12 protein-coding genes are annotated in these 14,945 nt (G+C 64.2%); 3 read left to right on the top strand and 9 right to left on the bottom strand.

Annotated elements, in window-relative coordinates:
• Nucleotides 1–7 precede the first annotated feature (7 nt).
• Nucleotides 8–733 carry a FadR/GntR family transcriptional regulator gene (locus tag P0D68_RS07600; RefSeq protein WP_091794176.1) on the top strand — a complete coding sequence of 242 codons (726 nt, stop codon included), beginning with the start codon at nucleotides 8–10 and terminating at the stop codon, nucleotides 731–733.
• 410 nt (nucleotides 734–1,143) lie between these two features.
• Here P0D68_RS07600 and P0D68_RS07605 read toward each other — a convergent pair whose 3' ends face one another.
• The 6 genes from P0D68_RS07605 to P0D68_RS07630 form a co-directional block, all read right to left on the bottom strand.
• On the bottom strand, nucleotides 1,144–2,781 hold the full coding sequence (locus P0D68_RS07605) for a gamma-glutamyltransferase family protein (protein WP_408303466.1): 1,638 nt from the start codon (nucleotides 2,779–2,781) through the stop codon (nucleotides 1,144–1,146).
• Between the two features lie 61 nt (nucleotides 2,782–2,842).
• On the bottom strand, nucleotides 2,843–3,736 hold the full coding sequence (locus P0D68_RS07610) for an ABC transporter permease (protein WP_408187074.1): 894 nt from the start codon (nucleotides 3,734–3,736) through the stop codon (nucleotides 2,843–2,845).
• Nucleotides 3,736–4,680, bottom strand: coding sequence for an ABC transporter permease (locus P0D68_RS07615; RefSeq protein WP_091794182.1), 945 nt, complete (start codon nucleotides 4,678–4,680; stop codon nucleotides 3,736–3,738). Before P0D68_RS07615 ends, P0D68_RS07610 begins: the two co-directional genes overlap by 1 nt.
• A gap of 6 nt (nucleotides 4,681–4,686) precedes the next feature.
• Nucleotides 4,687–6,189 (bottom strand): ABC transporter substrate-binding protein, encoded by a 1,503-nt coding sequence (locus P0D68_RS07620; RefSeq protein WP_408303467.1) that lies wholly within the window; start codon nucleotides 6,187–6,189, stop codon nucleotides 4,687–4,689.
• 101 nt (nucleotides 6,190–6,290) lie between these two features.
• Nucleotides 6,291–7,424, bottom strand: coding sequence for an ABC transporter ATP-binding protein (locus tag P0D68_RS07625; protein ID WP_408468224.1), 1,134 nt, complete (start codon nucleotides 7,422–7,424; stop codon nucleotides 6,291–6,293).
• A complete protein-coding gene (locus P0D68_RS07630; RefSeq protein WP_408303469.1) occupies nucleotides 7,421–8,443 on the bottom strand; it encodes an ABC transporter ATP-binding protein in 1,023 nt (340 codons plus the stop codon). Before P0D68_RS07630 ends, P0D68_RS07625 begins: the two co-directional genes overlap by 4 nt.
• 129 nt (nucleotides 8,444–8,572) lie before the next feature.
• Between P0D68_RS07630 and P0D68_RS07635 the strand changes: the two genes are divergently transcribed.
• Nucleotides 8,573–9,439 carry a LysR substrate-binding domain-containing protein gene (locus P0D68_RS07635; RefSeq protein ID WP_091794190.1) on the top strand — a complete coding sequence of 289 codons (867 nt, stop codon included), beginning with the start codon at nucleotides 8,573–8,575 and terminating at the stop codon, nucleotides 9,437–9,439.
• A 206-nt stretch (nucleotides 9,440–9,645) separates the two neighbouring features.
• On the opposite strand, the gene P0D68_RS07640 is transcribed toward P0D68_RS07635, so the two are convergent.
• Together P0D68_RS07640 and P0D68_RS07645 are read right to left on the bottom strand one after the other, a co-directional pair.
• Entirely contained in the window at nucleotides 9,646–9,837 is a 192-nt protein-coding gene (locus tag P0D68_RS07640) for a DUF2964 family protein (protein ID WP_091794192.1), read from the bottom strand.
• A 305-nt stretch (nucleotides 9,838–10,142) separates the two neighbouring features.
• Nucleotides 10,143–10,514: a hypothetical protein gene (locus P0D68_RS07645; protein WP_408303470.1), complete on the bottom strand. Its 372-nt coding sequence runs from the start codon at nucleotides 10,512–10,514 to the stop codon at nucleotides 10,143–10,145.
• Nucleotides 10,515–10,995: 481 nt separating this feature from the next.
• Here P0D68_RS07645 and P0D68_RS07650 point away from each other — a divergent pair, with 481 nt between their 5' ends.
• Complete coding sequence (locus P0D68_RS07650; RefSeq protein WP_408303472.1) at nucleotides 10,996–12,348, top strand: MFS transporter; 1,353 nt, start codon at nucleotides 10,996–10,998, stop codon at nucleotides 12,346–12,348.
• Nucleotides 12,349–12,415: 67 nt separating this feature from the next.
• Here P0D68_RS07650 and P0D68_RS07655 read toward each other — a convergent pair whose 3' ends face one another.
• Nucleotides 12,416–14,908, bottom strand: coding sequence for a penicillin-binding protein 1A (locus P0D68_RS07655; RefSeq protein WP_408303473.1), 2,493 nt, complete (start codon nucleotides 14,906–14,908; stop codon nucleotides 12,416–12,418).
• Between the last annotated feature and the right edge of the window lie 37 nt (nucleotides 14,909–14,945).

Here is a 14,945-nt window from a genome sequence, read left to right on the forward strand (position 1 = left end):
AGCAGAGATGGGATTTCACAGACTTTCATCCGGCATCCTCGACAAGGTTGTGCGGCAGATCGAGGAAAACGTGCTTGACGGCACTTGGGCTTTATCTGCGCGCCTGCCGGCCGAGCGCGTGCTCGCGGAGCATTTCGGTGTGTCGCGTCCGACCGTGCGTGAGGCGATCCGTCACCTGATCAGCAAGGGGATGCTCGAAGCGAAGCGTGGCAGCGGTGTATATGTGGTGCAGAAGCAGCTTCCCGCACTGACTTCGCCGTGGCTCCAACTTGTCGCCGAGCACCCGCCGCTGCGCGAGGAGACACTCGAGTTCCGAATGGTGTTTGAGTGCGCGGCAGCACGTTTCGCAGCGCAGCGCTCCACACCCGAAGAGCTACGCCGGTTGGAGTCTCTGCTTGCGCGGATGCACGATGCGGTGATCGGGCACGATGTCGATACCGAGGCGCGAATGGACGGTGAGTTTCACACCGCGCTGACCGCAGCGGCGCATAACCGCATGCTCGGGCAGTTCTATGCCAGCGTGATCACCATGTTGCGTGACCATATCGCCGCGAACACCTTCGACGCCACCGCGAACAACGCGAATGCAGCCGTGCAATCCGCCATGCGCATGCGCCAGCACGAATTGATTTTCCTCGCAGTGCGTGAACGCAATCCGGAAGCCGCGCAGCAGGCGATGTTCGCGCACATCGATTTTGTTGGGCGGCAGTTCATGCCCGCTACGAGCGCGTAAGGCAAACAAACGGCAAGGTTGCCGTCGCCGGCACTATCGTACTGATTGAAGACACGCCCCACGAGCGAGGCAGATCCGGCGTCGAGCACCGAGGCATGTCACGTCGGTTCGACCAATAGCCGCCACGAAGGCAATCCGCGCGAAATACCTTGTCGCTGCGACTATCGCTGCACATTCGTCATCACCTCCGCTTGAGCCGTGACCGAACCCGCGCCAGCTTCATGACGCAAACACGACACGGCAACTAAGCGCGTGGGTCGTGAAGCGCATCACGCCGCGCTGCGCTTTCGGCATGCGTTCACTGATCTCCGAGCGTCCCGCTAGACGCTATGCCGCTCTTCCAGGCCGCACTCTCGCGAACAGCGGATCGCCGTCCGCGAGAGCCCAGGCGTCCGGGACAGCTGCCCGCATCAGAACCCTGCGGCCAGGCCGTCGCGCCGGGTGTCGCTCGCGGCAACATAACCGCGCTCGGGGTCGTTGCGGTCGAGCTTCCAGATGTACTGCCCGGAACCGAAATCCATATACGGATCCTCAATCGACTTGATCGTATGACCGAGCTCCTGGAGTGCGCGCACGGTGTCCCGATCGAGCGTCGCCTCGACGTCGACTGTGAAGTCCCGATTGACCTTCCAGCGCGGCGCGTCACACGCGGCCTGCGGCTGCTGACCGTAGTCGAGCATGCGTACGATGGATTGCAGATGCCCTTGCGGCTGCATGTCGCCACCCATCACGCCGAAGCTCATCACCGCTTCCTGGCGGCCGTCCACCTGCTGGGTCAGGAAAGCGGGGATGATCGTATGGAACGGCCGCTTGCCGCCTTCCACCACGTTCGCCGATTTCGGATCCATCGAGAAACCGTAGCCACGGTTCTGCAGCGAAATGCCGGCGTCCGGCACGACGATGCCCGAGCCGAAGCCCATGTAGTTCGACTGGATGAAGCTGACCATCATGCCGCGCTCGTCGGCCACCGACATATAGATGGTGCCGCCCGCCTTCGGCATGCCGAAATCGAACTGCGTGGCGCGCTTCGGATCGATCAGTTTGGCGCGCGACTTCAGGTACGCGTCGTCAAGCATCTGCTCGGGCGTGACTTCCATCGAACGCGGATCGGCAACGTAGCGGTAGACGTCGGCGAACGCCAGCTTCATGGCTTCGATCTGCAGGTGCTGCGATTCGATGCCGTCGACCGGCAACGCACCCACGTCGAACTGTTCGAGAATGCCCAGTGCGATCAACGCGGCGATGCCCTGCCCGTTCGGCGGAATCTCGTGCACCGTATGACCGCGATAGTCCTTGCTGATCGGTTCGACCCAGTCGGCGCGGTAATTGCGCAGGTCGTCCATTGTGAGCGCGCCGCCGCCTTGACGCGAGAACGCGGCAATCTGCTCGGCGATCTCGCCTTCGTAGTACGCGCGCGGACCCTGCTCGGCCAGCTTGCGCAGCGTCATCGCGTGGCCCGGAAAGCGCACCAGTTCACTCACTTCCGGCGCGCGGCCGCGCGGCATGAAGGTGTCGGCAAAGCCCGGCTGATCTTTCAACTCGGGCACGGCCGCCGCCCACTTGTACGCGACGACGCTCGCCACCGCGTGCCCGCGCTCGGCGATCTCGATGGCCGGCTCCATCAGGTCCGCAAACGGCAGCGACCCGAACTTCTGATGCAGCGCCTCCCAGCCGGCGATCACACCCGGCACCGTCACCGCATCCCAGCCGCGTTTGGGCTGCTTCGCGAGACCGTTTTCCTCACCGTACTTACGCTTGAAGTAATCGACACTCCATGCGGCGGGCGACACGCCCGACGCATTCAGCCCATGCAGCTTCGCGCCGTCCCACACCAGAGCGAACGCGTCGCTGCCGAGACCGCACGAGACCGGCTCGACCACCGTGATGGCGGCCGCCGCCGCGATAGCCGCATCGACGGCGTTACCGCCTTTCCACAACATCCGCAAGCCGGCTTGCGCCGCAAGCGGATGGGAAGTCGAAACAATGTTGCGCGCGAAGACGGGCAAACGGGGGGTGGGATACGGGTTTTGCCAATTGAAACGTGTCATTGCAAACTCAAACGAAAGTGATGAGGGAGCCGCTGCCCAGCGAAGCGGTCATGGGATCCGGTTACGACTCGCGCGGATCGAGCGCATCGCGCAAACCGTCGCCGAGCAGGTTGAAACCGAGCACAGCCAGAAAGATCGCGATGCCCGGAAAAATCGACATCCACGGCGCCTGACTGACAAAGTCCTTCGCGGTGTTGAGCATCGAACCCCACGACGGCGCCGGCGGCAGTTGGCCGAGCCCGAGGAACGACAGGCTCGCTTCGGCGATGATCGCGGTCGCGATCGTCAGGCTTGCCTGCACGATGATCGGCGGCAGCACGTTCGGCAGAATGTAGCGCATGATGATCCGTGCATGGCCGAGCCCGATTGCGCGCGCGCCTTCAACGTATTCCTCAGCCTTCACGGTGATCGCCTGGCCGCGCGTCAAGCGGACAAAGCGCGGCATCGCAGAGATGCCGATCGCGGCCATCGCGTTGGTCAGGCTTGGTCCGAGGAACGCGGCGAGCGCGATAGCGAGAATCAGGAATGGAATCGACAACAACGCATCGGCGATTCGCGAGATCACGCCGTCGACGAGCTTGCCGAAGTAACCCGCCAGCAAACCGAGTGGCACGCCGATCAAGACCGCAATGCCAACCGATACGACACCAGCAAGCAGCGACGCGCGCGCGCCCCACAGCAGACGGCTCAACACGTCGCGGCCAAGTTCGTCGGTGCCGAACCAATGCGCCGCCGAAGGCGCCTGACGCACGGTCATGAAGCTCGCCTGCACCGGGTCGTAATGTGACAGCCAGGGTGCGAATACCGCCATCAGGACGATGAGCAGCACGAGCGCCGCGCCAAGAACGGCAGCGCGATTGCGCATGAATTTCGCGATTCCGCGGCGCTTGCGGCGCGGCAAGCCGGCCGCCTGCGATGCGGCGCGCGCGTGAGCGGGGGTTGTGGGAGTAGCCATCAGCCGCGCCTAAGTCGGGGATTGAGGAGGACGTACAGAACGTCGGCGCACAGGTTCACGACGATAAAGCACAATGCGGTGACGAGCACGACGCCCTGCACGACCGCGTAGTCGCGATTGAACACGGCATCGACGATAAGCTTGCCGAAGCCGGGGATCGTGAAAACCTGCTCGGTCAGCACCGCGCCCGCCAGCAGTTCGCCGAACAGCAGCGCGAGCACGGTGACGATCGGAATCAGCGCGTTGCGAAGAGCGTGCTTGACGACCACGGTGCCGCGCAGCAGCCCTTTGGCGCGCGCGGTCCGAATATAGTCGGTGCGCAGCACGCTCAGCATCGCGCTGCGCGTGTGGCGCATCAACTGCGCGCCGAGCGACGCGCCGAGCACCAGCGCGGGCATCAGCATCGTCTTGATGCTCAGCCAGAAGTCTTCGGTCGGCGACACGTAGCCGGACGACGGCAGCAGATGCCAGCGCACCGATACGATGAAGATCATCATGATCCCGAGCCAGAAGTTCGGGATCGACATGCCAGACAGCGCGAAAATGTTCGCGCCGTAATCGAGCGCTCCACCGCGGCTTGCAGCGGAAATGACGCCGGCCGGAATACCGATGCCGATCGCGAAGATCATCGCCATCGCCGCGAGTTGCAGCGTGACCGGCAACTTCTGCGCGATCAGCGAAGTGACCGGCACGTCGGTTCGCAGCGACGCGCCGAGATCGCCGTGCACGACGTCGCGAACCCATAGAACGTATTGCGTCGGCACCGGCTCGTCGAGATGGTACTTGACGCGCAGCGACGCGATCAGCTGTGGATCCTGATCTTCCCCGGCCATCGCCGTCACCGGATCGCCGGGCAGCAGCTTCTGCAGGCCGAAGATCAGCATCGACACGAGAATCAGCGTTGGAATGGCGACCAGCATGCGATTGGCGATGATCCGCAGCATGATCGGTCAGCCTTTGATGCTAACGCCGCGCAGGCGGATCAGGCCGTCCGGATAGGGCGTGAAGCCTTGCACCTTCTTCGACAGCTCGAACGGCCAGGGCTGGCTATAGACATAGACGATCGGATCGTCCTCGGCGAGCAGCTTCGACGCCGCGTCGTAATCCGTTTTGCGGTCCGCCGCAGTCAGTTTCACGCGCGCGGCGTCGAGATACCGGTCGACGTCAGGGTTGCAGTAATGCGCGTAATTGAGGTTGCCGGCGCACGTATTGAACTGATGCAGGTTGCCGTCGGGGTCGACGCGGCCCGACCAGCCGAGGTACATCGCCTCGAAGTCGCCGCTATGGGCGGCATTGAGCTCCGTCGCGTAGTCGGTCGGCCGCAGCTTCAGGTTGAAGCCGGCTTCGCCGACCATCGCCTGCATCATCTGCACGATCTGGCTCGACACCGTGTTGTTCGGATAAGTGAACTCGATGTCGACGTGCTCGTGGCCCGCCGCCTTCAGTAGCGCCTTCGCTTTCCCAACGTCGCGATGCGGCATTGGCAGCGACGCGTTGTAGTACGGGCTCGACTTCGGTATCGCCTGGTTCGCCGGCGTGAAGATGCCGGCACCGATCACCTGGTTGATCGCATCACGGTCGATCGCGAGGTCGAACGCCTGCCGCACGCGCTTGTCTTTCAGCAGCGCGTTGCTGCGCTTACCGTTGCCGACATTGAACGTCACGTAGTAATAGCCGAACCCGCTGACCGGCGCGAACTTGCCGCTTGCGTCGCTCTTGACCGACGCGACATCGGACGGCGCGAGGCGTTCGAGCATGTCGAGCGAACCCGAGCGCAGATTGGCGAGCCGCACCGTGCTGTCCGGAATGGGCAGGAAGATCACGCGCTGGACCGGGTATTTATCGGCGTCCCAGTAGCCGGGGAATTTTTCGAGCACGACTCGATCGTTCTGCACGCGCTGGACGAACTTGTACGGGCCCGAACACACCGGATGCGCGGCAACGCCGGCCGGATCGGCCAGCGTCTTCGGCGCGAGCATCATGCCGGCGCGGTCGGTCAGCGTCGCGAGCAGGGCCGCGTCCGGCTGTTTCAACGCGATCGCGACCGTGTAGTCGTCGATTACATCGACGTGATCGACCGACGCCAGTTCGCTCTTCCGGTTGCTCGTCGGCAGCGTGCGGTCGCGGTCCAGGTTCGCCTTGACGGCGGCCGCGTTGAACGGCTCGTCATCCTGGAACTTGACTCCTTGACGCAGCTTGAACGTCAGCGTCTTGCCGTCGGCGCTCGTCGTCCACGACGTCGCCAGCATCGGCACGATCTTCAGGTCCGGCGTGATATCCACCAGCGAGTTGCACAGCGACGCAAACACGATCCGGTCGACGAGTTGCACGCTGCGCGCGGGGTCGAGCGAACCGATGTCGTCCTGCAGGCCGATCCGTATCGTCTGGCTGGTCTGGGCCATCGCGGCAGTGGCGCCGAGCGCGAGCGCCGCGGCAATCAACATTCTTCGCATGAGGACTTCCCTTTCTCTTCTAATTCAAAAAATGGTGCGCTAAACGGCATCGGTGCGTCGGCAACTTGATGCTTCACTCGATCTTCATCTCGGCCAGTGGCTCAATCGCCGCCGGCGGCGGCCAGCGTTGCCTGACGGTCGCGGTAGATCGCGAGCCGCTCGGCCAATTTCGGGCTGACGCTCGTGAGCAGCGGCGCGCCGCCGCCGGTGTTCTGGATCTCGCGCCAGAAATGGCACGCCACCTGCCGTCCGTCTTCGAGCCGCTCGCTGACCGGCCGCACTTGCGCACAGTGCGGCTTCGCGTGCGGACAGCGCGTATGGAAACGGCAACCGGACGGCGGCGCGCTCGGACTCGGCAGATCGCCGGACAACGCTGGCTTCGCGCGCCGCTCGTGCGGGCTGCTCGCCGGAATCGCGCGCAGCAGCGCTTGCGTGTACGGATGCAGCGGCGCGTCGAACAGGGCATCGACATCGGCCAGCTCGACAATCTCGCCCAGATACATCACGGCGACGCGATCGCTCATATGGCGGATCACCGCGAGGTCATGCGCAACCATGATCAGCCTGAGGCCGAGATTCTGTTTCAGTGTTTCGAGCAGATTGATCACCTGCGCCTGCACCGAGACGTCGAGCGCCGACACCGGCTCATCGCCGACGATCAGCTTCGGCTCGCCGGCCAAAGCGCGGGCAATGCCGATCCGTTGTCGCTGGCCGCCCGAGAATTCGTGCGGGTAACGGTCCGCATAGGCCGGTTGCAGGCCAACCGTGCGCAGCAGTTGCGCAACGCGCTCGCGGTGCTCGACGCCGTTGCGCGCGAGCCCGTGCAGCGCGATCGGCTCGCCGACGATCTGACCGATCGTCATGCCCGGATTCAGCGAGGCGAACGGATCCTGAAAGATGATCTGCATTTCGCGACGCAGCCGCCGCAGCGGCGCGCCTTGCTGGTGGGTGATGTCCACGCCTTGATAGAACACCCGGCCGTCTGTCGAGTCGATCAGACGGAGCAGGAGTCGGCCCAGCGTGGACTTGCCACAGCCGGATTCGCCGACGATCGCGAAAGTCTCGCCGGCGTTGACCGCGAACGACACGTCGTTGACCGCATAAACAGTGGGCGTGCGCGTGAAGAGATGCCGCGCACCGCCAAAATGCTTCGTCACTGCGCGCGCCTCGATGATCGGCGACGGCGAACTCGAGGCCGGGTCCGCATGCGGCGTTGCTGGAGTCAACCTCGTCATGCGAATTCCTTGCGTGATAGCGGCGCGGCGACCTGTTCGACCGGCGCTAGCCAGCAGGCGACGCGATGCACAGCGTCGATCACCTTGTCGGGCGGCGCGGCGTCGATGCAGCGTTGCTCCGCGAACGGACAGCGCGGCGCGAAGCGGCAGCCATGCGGCATCATCTCGGGCGACGGCACGGAACCGCGGATCGTCGCGAGCGCGCCTTCACGCTTGCCGACCGACGGAATCGCGCCCATTAGTCCGATCGTGTAGGGATGTTGCGGGTCGTCGAACAGATCGGCGACGGTGCCGTATTCGACGATGCACCCCGCGTACATCACCGCGACATGGTCGGCGACTTCCGCGACGACGCCGAGGTCATGCGTGATCAACACCATCGCGGTGCCGGTCTCGGCTTGCAGATTCTTCACGAGTGACAGCACCTGCGCCTGGATCGTCACGTCCAGCGCGGTGGTCGGCTCGTCGGCGATCAACAGGCGCGGGCGATTCGCGAGCGCCATCGCGATCATCACGCGTTGGCGCATGCCGCCGGAAAGCTGATGCGGGTACGCGTCCAGCCTCGTTTCCGGCGCCGGGATCCGCACGAGCCGCAACATCTCGAGCGCTTGCTCGCGCGCCTGGCCGCGCTCGACATGGCGATGCCGCCGGATGCTTTCGCCGATCTGCTCGCCGACGGTGAACGCCGGGTTCAGCGACGTCATCGGCTCCTGGAAGATCATCGACAGCCGGTTGCCGCGAATATCGGCCAGTTCGCGCTCGGACAGTGAGAACAGGTCCCGGCCTTCGAAGTGCGCGGTGCCGCCGACTCGGTGCGCAGGCGGGCTTGCGAGCAGACCCATCAGCGCGAGCGACGTCACACTCTTGCCGCAGCCCGATTCACCGACGATGCAAAGCGTCTCGCCAGGGCCGACTGAAAACGACACGTCGTGCACGAGGTTCGGCACCTCGGCCGCGCGCGAGAACTTCAACGAGAAGCCGCGGACCTCCAGGACCGGTCGACGGTCGGCATCGGGCATGCTTGAAAGCTCCATATCGGACTAATGGTCCTGTTCAATGCGTCGTTCCGGGACGATTATCTGGTGCGCTTTACGTTGGAAAATATTAATATTTCTTGGTCACACTTAAATTTTTCTTGTGGATGGGCAATGCCAACGCTGCGCATGTTGAGAACCTTCCGGGCCGTCGCACGAACCGGATCATTCGCCGCCGCGGCCGAGAGCGTCGCGCTGACGCAGGCGGCGGTGAGCTTGCAGATGCGCGCGCTCGAGCAGGCACTCGGCCGCCAGCTGTTCGATCGCAGCGGGCGGCAGATCGCATTGAACCGGCACGGGCAAGAGATCTGGCCGAAAGTCGAGCAGATTTTCGATCTGCTGACCGAGCTCGAGGGAACGCCGACGGATTCGATGGTCGGACCTGTGACGATCGGCGCCGTGGTATCGGTGATCGGCGCGCTGTCGCTGGTCGTCGCGCGGCTGAAGGCCGCCCATCCGCAACTGGATGTGCGGCTGCTATCGTCGCGCTCCGACGAACTGGCCAAGATGGTGGAGGCGGGAGAGGTCGATATCGCGGCGATCGTTGCGCGTGCCGACATCACGCTGCCCGACACGCTGAAGTGGACGACGCTCTACACGGAGCCGCTGATGCTGATAGCCAGCCGCAAAATCACCGATACCGATCCGCAGCGCATCCTGCTCAGCCACCCCTTTCTGCGCTTCGACCGTCGGGTGCGCACCGGGCGCGTCGTGGAGCATGCCTTGCAGGCGGCAGGCCTCGCGGTCAACGAGTACCTCGAACTCAATTCGATCGAGACGATCGTGGCGCTGGTGCGCGAAAATATCGGCGTCACGGTGCTGCCACTTTTGCACCGGGGCAACTGGCACAACGATCCGTCGCTACGCGTGCTGTCGATTTCGAATTCACCGGTATTGCGCACGGTCGGCATGATCCATCGCGCGTCGTATGACAGACGCGCCATCACGCAGGCGATTATCGATACGCTGCACGGCAGTTAGGCGGCCCAGCTGTACGCGTGGGGTTGGCTGGCGAGAAGAGAAGAAAGGTGATCGGGAGGCCGGTTAACTGAACCGTTTACCGGTGTGCAATCTGAGCGCGCTCGTCGACCACACCGGCAGGCAGATCCCCGACGCGCTCACAGCGATGACGCGACAATTCCGCGCGACTGCACGCCGCCCATGCCTTGCTCAGGCGCCACGAAGTTTCACGACTTATCCGACGGCCGCGGAGTCAGCATCAGCGCCAGCACCGCGACCCCAATCACCAGCAACACGCCGCCATACACGGTGTCGTTGCGGGTGTCGAACAGAACGCCGTGAATGACCATCGCCATGCCGGCGAGCGCGACGAACACCGCGATGGCCGCGAACACGATCCGACGTTCGGCGCGAATCATGGCGTTCTCCCGCGAGATGGTTGGTGCCGTAAGACGCACAGGAACAACGGAAGACTTCCAACCTCGCACTATTTTCTTTCTATCGACGACAAATCGCGCAGGAAGTCGAGCCGAAACCTCAATCTATCGTAGATGGCGATCGGCCAATAGTAAATACGGATACCGCCTGGCTGCCCTCATACCCAAGGCGGCGGTCTGAGCGTAGCGCAGGCTTTCTTCGAATTGAATGTGTACTCAGGGATGCAGACGATCGACTGCTAAGGTGGCTCATAATTACACGCCACGAGCCGGCGCTGATTGAACGCCTAAAACTTGGGATGACATTCGAAATTCATAGACGACCCATGCTCCGTCAGCACTTGCACGCCGCTGACGGTTTCCGTCGTCACGCTGGCTTGCATGCCGCGACGCTCGCAGTAATCGCGCGCCTGGTTCATGGCCTGTTCGTGCGCGCGCGCCCACGCCATGCGTCCACCGGTAGCGCTTGCCGCGACTGTATAGGTGTTGGGCTTGCTGGTGGCCACCACGTCGCTGGACGTGGCGCATCCCATCAGACTCGCGCACGCGGCGATGGCCACGACAAGGGCGCGCGCGCGTCCCGACAGCGGGTATCGCTCGTTGAGCGCGCCGAATACCGCCGCCCGCCCGGGCGTGCGGTCCGAGACTGAGTTGAACATGTGTCACCTGCACTTCATTACGGATTAGTCGATATCGAATTATCCGTAATCGCGCGCAAGAGATCAGCCTCGCCATCTGAAAACACTGTTGCTTGCGCCTAAACAATCGCACACAGCGAGTCCACTCGGCTCTAACACGACATCAATTCGACCGCCTGTCACGCGTTTTATTGACGCAGGTCCGTCGCACGCGCCAACGGTTGGCCGCATTATTTCTCGCCGTCCATCCAACGCGAACGGTGTCGGCACATTCGTTGCTGTCGGTTCCCGTGTGAGCGCGCTCGGCACCTTTCCGCAGGCCCTGACCCATCTGGCGCTGATCAGCGCGGTCGGTCAGCTCGATCGCAACCTCGATAAGGTCCACACTCCGTGGACCTGAGCGCGGCGCGCCGCGCAAAAAACTTCCGCAATCGCACCTCAGCGTCTAGTCTGTAACCACACCATTCCAACCAGACCGGACATGAACCGGAGGAGACAGTCGATGGATCTCGAAGCACGCACCATGAAACGCGTAACGGTTCGGCTCGTGCCGTTCCTGATGCTCTGCTATTTCATAGCCTATCTCGACCGCGTCAACGTCGGCTTTGCTGCGTTGCAAATGAACAAGGCGCTCGGCTTTTCCGCGAGCGCTTTCGGTTTCGGCGCCGGGATCTTCTTCATCGCCTACTTTTTCTTCGAGGTGCCGTCCAATCTGCTGCTGGAGAAATTCGGCGCGCGCCGCTGGATCGCGCGAATCATGTTCACATGGGGCATTCTCGCGGGCGCGATGGCGTACATCCCAGATATTGCGCGTTACACGGGGTTTTCGGCCGCGCACGTGTTCTACGGCCTGCGCATTTTGCTGGGCGTGGCGGAAGCCGGCTTCTTTCCCGGCATCATCTTCCTGCTCACCTTGTGGTTCCCCGCCGCGTATCGCGGCCGCGTGGTCGGCTACTTCATGGCGGCCATTCCGCTGTCCACGGTGATCGGCGGGCCGATTTCCGGCGCCTTGCTGTCGATGGACGGCTTCGCCGGACTGGCCGGCTGGCAATGGGTCTATCTGATCGAGGCGGCGCCCGCGCTGGTGCTCGCGTTCGCGGTGCTCTACTACCTGACCGACAAGCCCGCCGACGCGAGCTGGCTCGCCGCAGACGAACGCAACTGGCTGGTCGCGCGCCAGAAACAGGAGCGCGATCATCGCGAAGCCGTGCATGCTTTCAGCGTGAAAGAAGCGCTCTTCAATCCGCGCGTGCTCGCGGTCGCACTGATCTATTTCGGTGCGAACGCAACCAACTACGGGCTGAGTTTCTTCCTGCCGCAGATCGTCAAATCGTTCGGCCTCACCAACCTGCAGACAGGCTTCGTGACGTCGCTGCCGTACATCGTCGGCGTAATCAGCATGGTGTTCTGGGGACGGCATTCGGACCGCAAGCTCGAACGCAAACGGCACGTGGCGTTCGCACTGCTGGTGGCGGCCGGCGGCATCGCCGCGGCCGCCGGGCTCGACAATCCGGTGCAGAAGATGATCGCGCTGTCGATCGCCGGGTTCGGCATCTTCGGCTGCCTGCCGGTGATCTGGACCCTGCCGGCGGCATTCCTGTCGGGTGCGGCGGCGGCCGGCGGCATCGCCGCGGTCAACTCGCTCGGCAATCTCGCAGGCTTCTTCGGACCCTACGCGATGGGCTGGATCAAGGACAGCACCGGCGGCTTCGGCGCGGGTCTGTTGTGTCTGTCGGGCGCGGGACTCGTCGGGGTAGCGGCCGTTCTGCTGCTGCATCACGACGCTTCGCTCGAAGCGTCGTCCGGTTTTTCGGAACCTGACATCGCGGACGGCGCGGAGGCGGCGCGGCCCTAGACGCGATTATTTCCGCCGCGACCGGAACGGAACGGGCCACGCCGTGAAAGGCGTGGCCCGTTCCACATCAAGGCGCGCCGCGGCCGCTCGCCGACGTTGCCGGCAGCGCGTTGGCCGGACTGCCGGCATCGGGCGGCACCACGTCGTCCGGCGTGGGTGTCGGCGCCAAGGCCGGCTCGCCACCCCCGCGCGCTTCACCATCCACCGCCCCGCTCGCGGCCACCGGCGCCGAGCCCGGCGTAGGAAGCAGCGGCGGTTGCGGCAACGCACGCGGCTGCGCGGCCGCAGCGGACGCCGACGGCTCCACAGGCGCCGTCGGCGGCGCATGACGTGTCGTACTGCGCGGCGCAACCGGCGCCTCCGGCTTGGCCGGCGACGCCGCGAACAGATTCTGGAACCACTCGCGCAATCTGCCCGAGCGCTCGGCAAACCAGCCCGGCTTCTCGTCGGTCGCGAACTTGACGCGCGTATCGACCAGCCTCGAGCGCTGCGCGCGCTGGAAGAAATCGCCGACGATCGGCAGCGCGCTGTGCGCCCCTTGCCCCCAATAATCGCTGCGCAAGGTCACGCGGCTGTCGTTGAAGCCCACCCACGCGCCCGCCACGAGTTGCGGATGAATCAGGATGAACCAGCCGTCCGCATTGCCTTGCGTCGTCCCCGTCTTGCCCGCGACGTCGCCGCGCACGCCGAAACGGCTGCGAATGCTCGACCCCGTGCCGCGGTTCACCACGTCGCGCATGACGTCGATGAGCACGCGGTCGGCGTCGGCGGATACCTCCTGCTTGGGCGGCACCGGCGCGAATTCGGCCAGCACCTCGCCCTTGCGGTTCTCGATGCGCGTCACCATTACCGGTTCCACGTAGCCGCCCAGATTGGCGATCGTGCCGTAGGCCGCGACCATCTCCTTCAGCGTGACGGGGCTCGTGCCGAGCGCGAGCGACGGCACCGGGTCCAGTTCGCTGTCGCGCACGCCCATGGCGCGGGCGAGACGCGCGACCTTGTTCGGCCCGACCGTCTCCATCAACTGCGCGGTAATCCGGTTGCGCGAATACGCGAGGCCGTCGCGCAGGCTGATCTTGCGCTCGCTCGGCTCGTCCTCGTCGCTCGGACGCCAGACTTCGCCGCCCGCCAGCGGGATTTCCACGGGCTTGTCCACGAAGGTGTCGGCGGGCTTCGCGCCCGACTCGAAGGCCGCCGCGTAGACGAACGGCTTGAAGGTCGAGCCCGGCTGGCGCCGCGCCTGCTGGACGTGATCGAACGGATCCTGGCTGAAGTCGCGGCTGCCCACCCACGCTCTGATCTGGCCGTTGCGCGGGTCCATCGCCAGAAAGTCCGCCTGCACGCGAGTCTTGGTCTCGCAGAGCGACTTGACCAGTTCGCGGTCGGACGAGACGCGCTTGAGCGCGTCGTCGTCGCTCAGTCCCGCGTCTTTGGCGGCGCGGTAGTCCGGTGTTTCGCGCAGGAAGGTCTGCAGCAGATCGCGGCCATTCGAGCAGCCCGAACGCGTGCCCCACGCGGCGTTGGCGATCCCCTGCAACTGGTTGCCCTGCAAGGTGACGGCTTGAGTGGCCATGGTCTGCAGACGCGAGTCGATGGTGGTGCGCACCACCAGCCCGTCGGCGTACATGTTGTAGTCGTTGCGATCCGCCCATGAGGCGAGCCACTTGCGCAACTGCTGCGCGAAGTGCGGTGCGGGTCCGGGCGGCTCGGTCTGGCGCTCGAAATCGATGCGCAAAGGCCGGCGGCTGAGCGTGGCATAGGCCGCCGGCGTCAGCTTGCCGTACTTGACCATCTGCCCGAGCACCGTATTGCGGCGCTGCAACGCGCGTTCCGGGTTGATCACCGGGTTGTAATAGCTATTGCCCTTGAGCATGCCGGTGAGCGTCGCGCTTTCCAGCACGGTCAGATCGGAGGCCGATTTGTCGAAATAGGTGCGGGCCGCCATCTCGATGCCGTAGGCGTTGTAGAGGAACGGCACCGTGTTCAGGTAGGTCTCGAGAATCTCGTCCTTGGTGTAGAGCGCCTCGATCTTGAACGCCGTGATCGCTTCCTTGAGCTTGCGCGTGAGCGTCGGCGCGCGGCCGATCTCGTCAGGATAGAGATTGCGGGCCAACTGCTGGGTAATGGTCGAGCCGCCCTGCCGGTCGCCGGAAAAGGTGTGCAGCGCGGCCGAGGCCGTGCGCCGCCAGTCGAGACCCCAATGCTGGTAGAAGCGGTGATCTTCAGTGGCGATCAGCGCATTCACCACGTTGGGCGAGATGTCCTTGAGCTTGACCCACTCGCGGTTGGAGGGCTTGAATTCCGCCAGCAGCTTGCCGTCCGCCGACAGAATCTGCGCGGGCTGCTCGACCTTGGCCTTGCGGATGTCGCCGATGCCCGGCGTGAACGGGATCAGGATCAGCACATAGAGCACGAACAGCAGCGGCAGCGCCGCGCAAGCCTTCAGCACGCCGCGCCAGGTAGGATGGCGCACGTGCCACAAGGCTTGGGCGATCAGGGGGTTCGCCAGAGTCAGCCCTTTTTCAAGGGTCTCCAGAAATGAGGGGATCAGGCGCTTCACGCTAGCTTCGAGTCGGCTTGGAAAGGCGCAATCCTAC

The sequence above is a fragment of the Paraburkholderia sp. RL17-380-BIE-A genome (assembly GCF_046028085.1).
Taxonomy (GTDB): Bacteria; Pseudomonadota; Gammaproteobacteria; order Burkholderiales; family Burkholderiaceae; genus Paraburkholderia.

Excerpts from the sequence above, each read along its gene's own strand:
- P0D68_RS07635 (WP_091794190.1), top strand. The coding sequence starts at position 8,573 with ATGCCAACGCTGCGCATGTTGAGAACCTTCCGGGCCGTCGCACGAACC.
- P0D68_RS07645 (WP_408303470.1), bottom strand. The coding sequence starts at position 10,514 with ATGTTCAACTCAGTCTCGGACCGCACGCCCGGGCGGGCGGCGGTATTC.
- P0D68_RS07650 (WP_408303472.1), top strand. The coding sequence starts at position 10,996 with ATGGATCTCGAAGCACGCACCATGAAACGCGTAACGGTTCGGCTCGTG.
- P0D68_RS07600 (WP_091794176.1), top strand. The coding sequence starts at position 8 with ATGGGATTTCACAGACTTTCATCCGGCATCCTCGACAAGGTTGTGCGG.
- P0D68_RS07620 (WP_408303467.1), bottom strand. The coding sequence starts at position 6,189 with ATGCGAAGAATGTTGATTGCCGCGGCGCTCGCGCTCGGCGCCACTGCC.
- P0D68_RS07625 (WP_408468224.1), bottom strand. The coding sequence starts at position 7,424 with ATGACGAGGTTGACTCCAGCAACGCCGCATGCGGACCCGGCCTCGAGT.
- P0D68_RS07640 (WP_091794192.1), bottom strand. The coding sequence starts at position 9,837 with ATGATTCGCGCCGAACGTCGGATCGTGTTCGCGGCCATCGCGGTGTTC.
- P0D68_RS07610 (WP_408187074.1), bottom strand. The coding sequence starts at position 3,736 with ATGGCTACTCCCACAACCCCCGCTCACGCGCGCGCCGCATCGCAGGCG.
- P0D68_RS07615 (WP_091794182.1), bottom strand. The coding sequence starts at position 4,680 with ATGCTGCGGATCATCGCCAATCGCATGCTGGTCGCCATTCCAACGCTG.
- P0D68_RS07630 (WP_408303469.1), bottom strand. The coding sequence starts at position 8,443 with ATGCCCGATGCCGACCGTCGACCGGTCCTGGAGGTCCGCGGCTTCTCG.
- P0D68_RS07605 (WP_408303466.1), bottom strand. The coding sequence starts at position 2,781 with ATGACACGTTTCAATTGGCAAAACCCGTATCCCACCCCCCGTTTGCCC.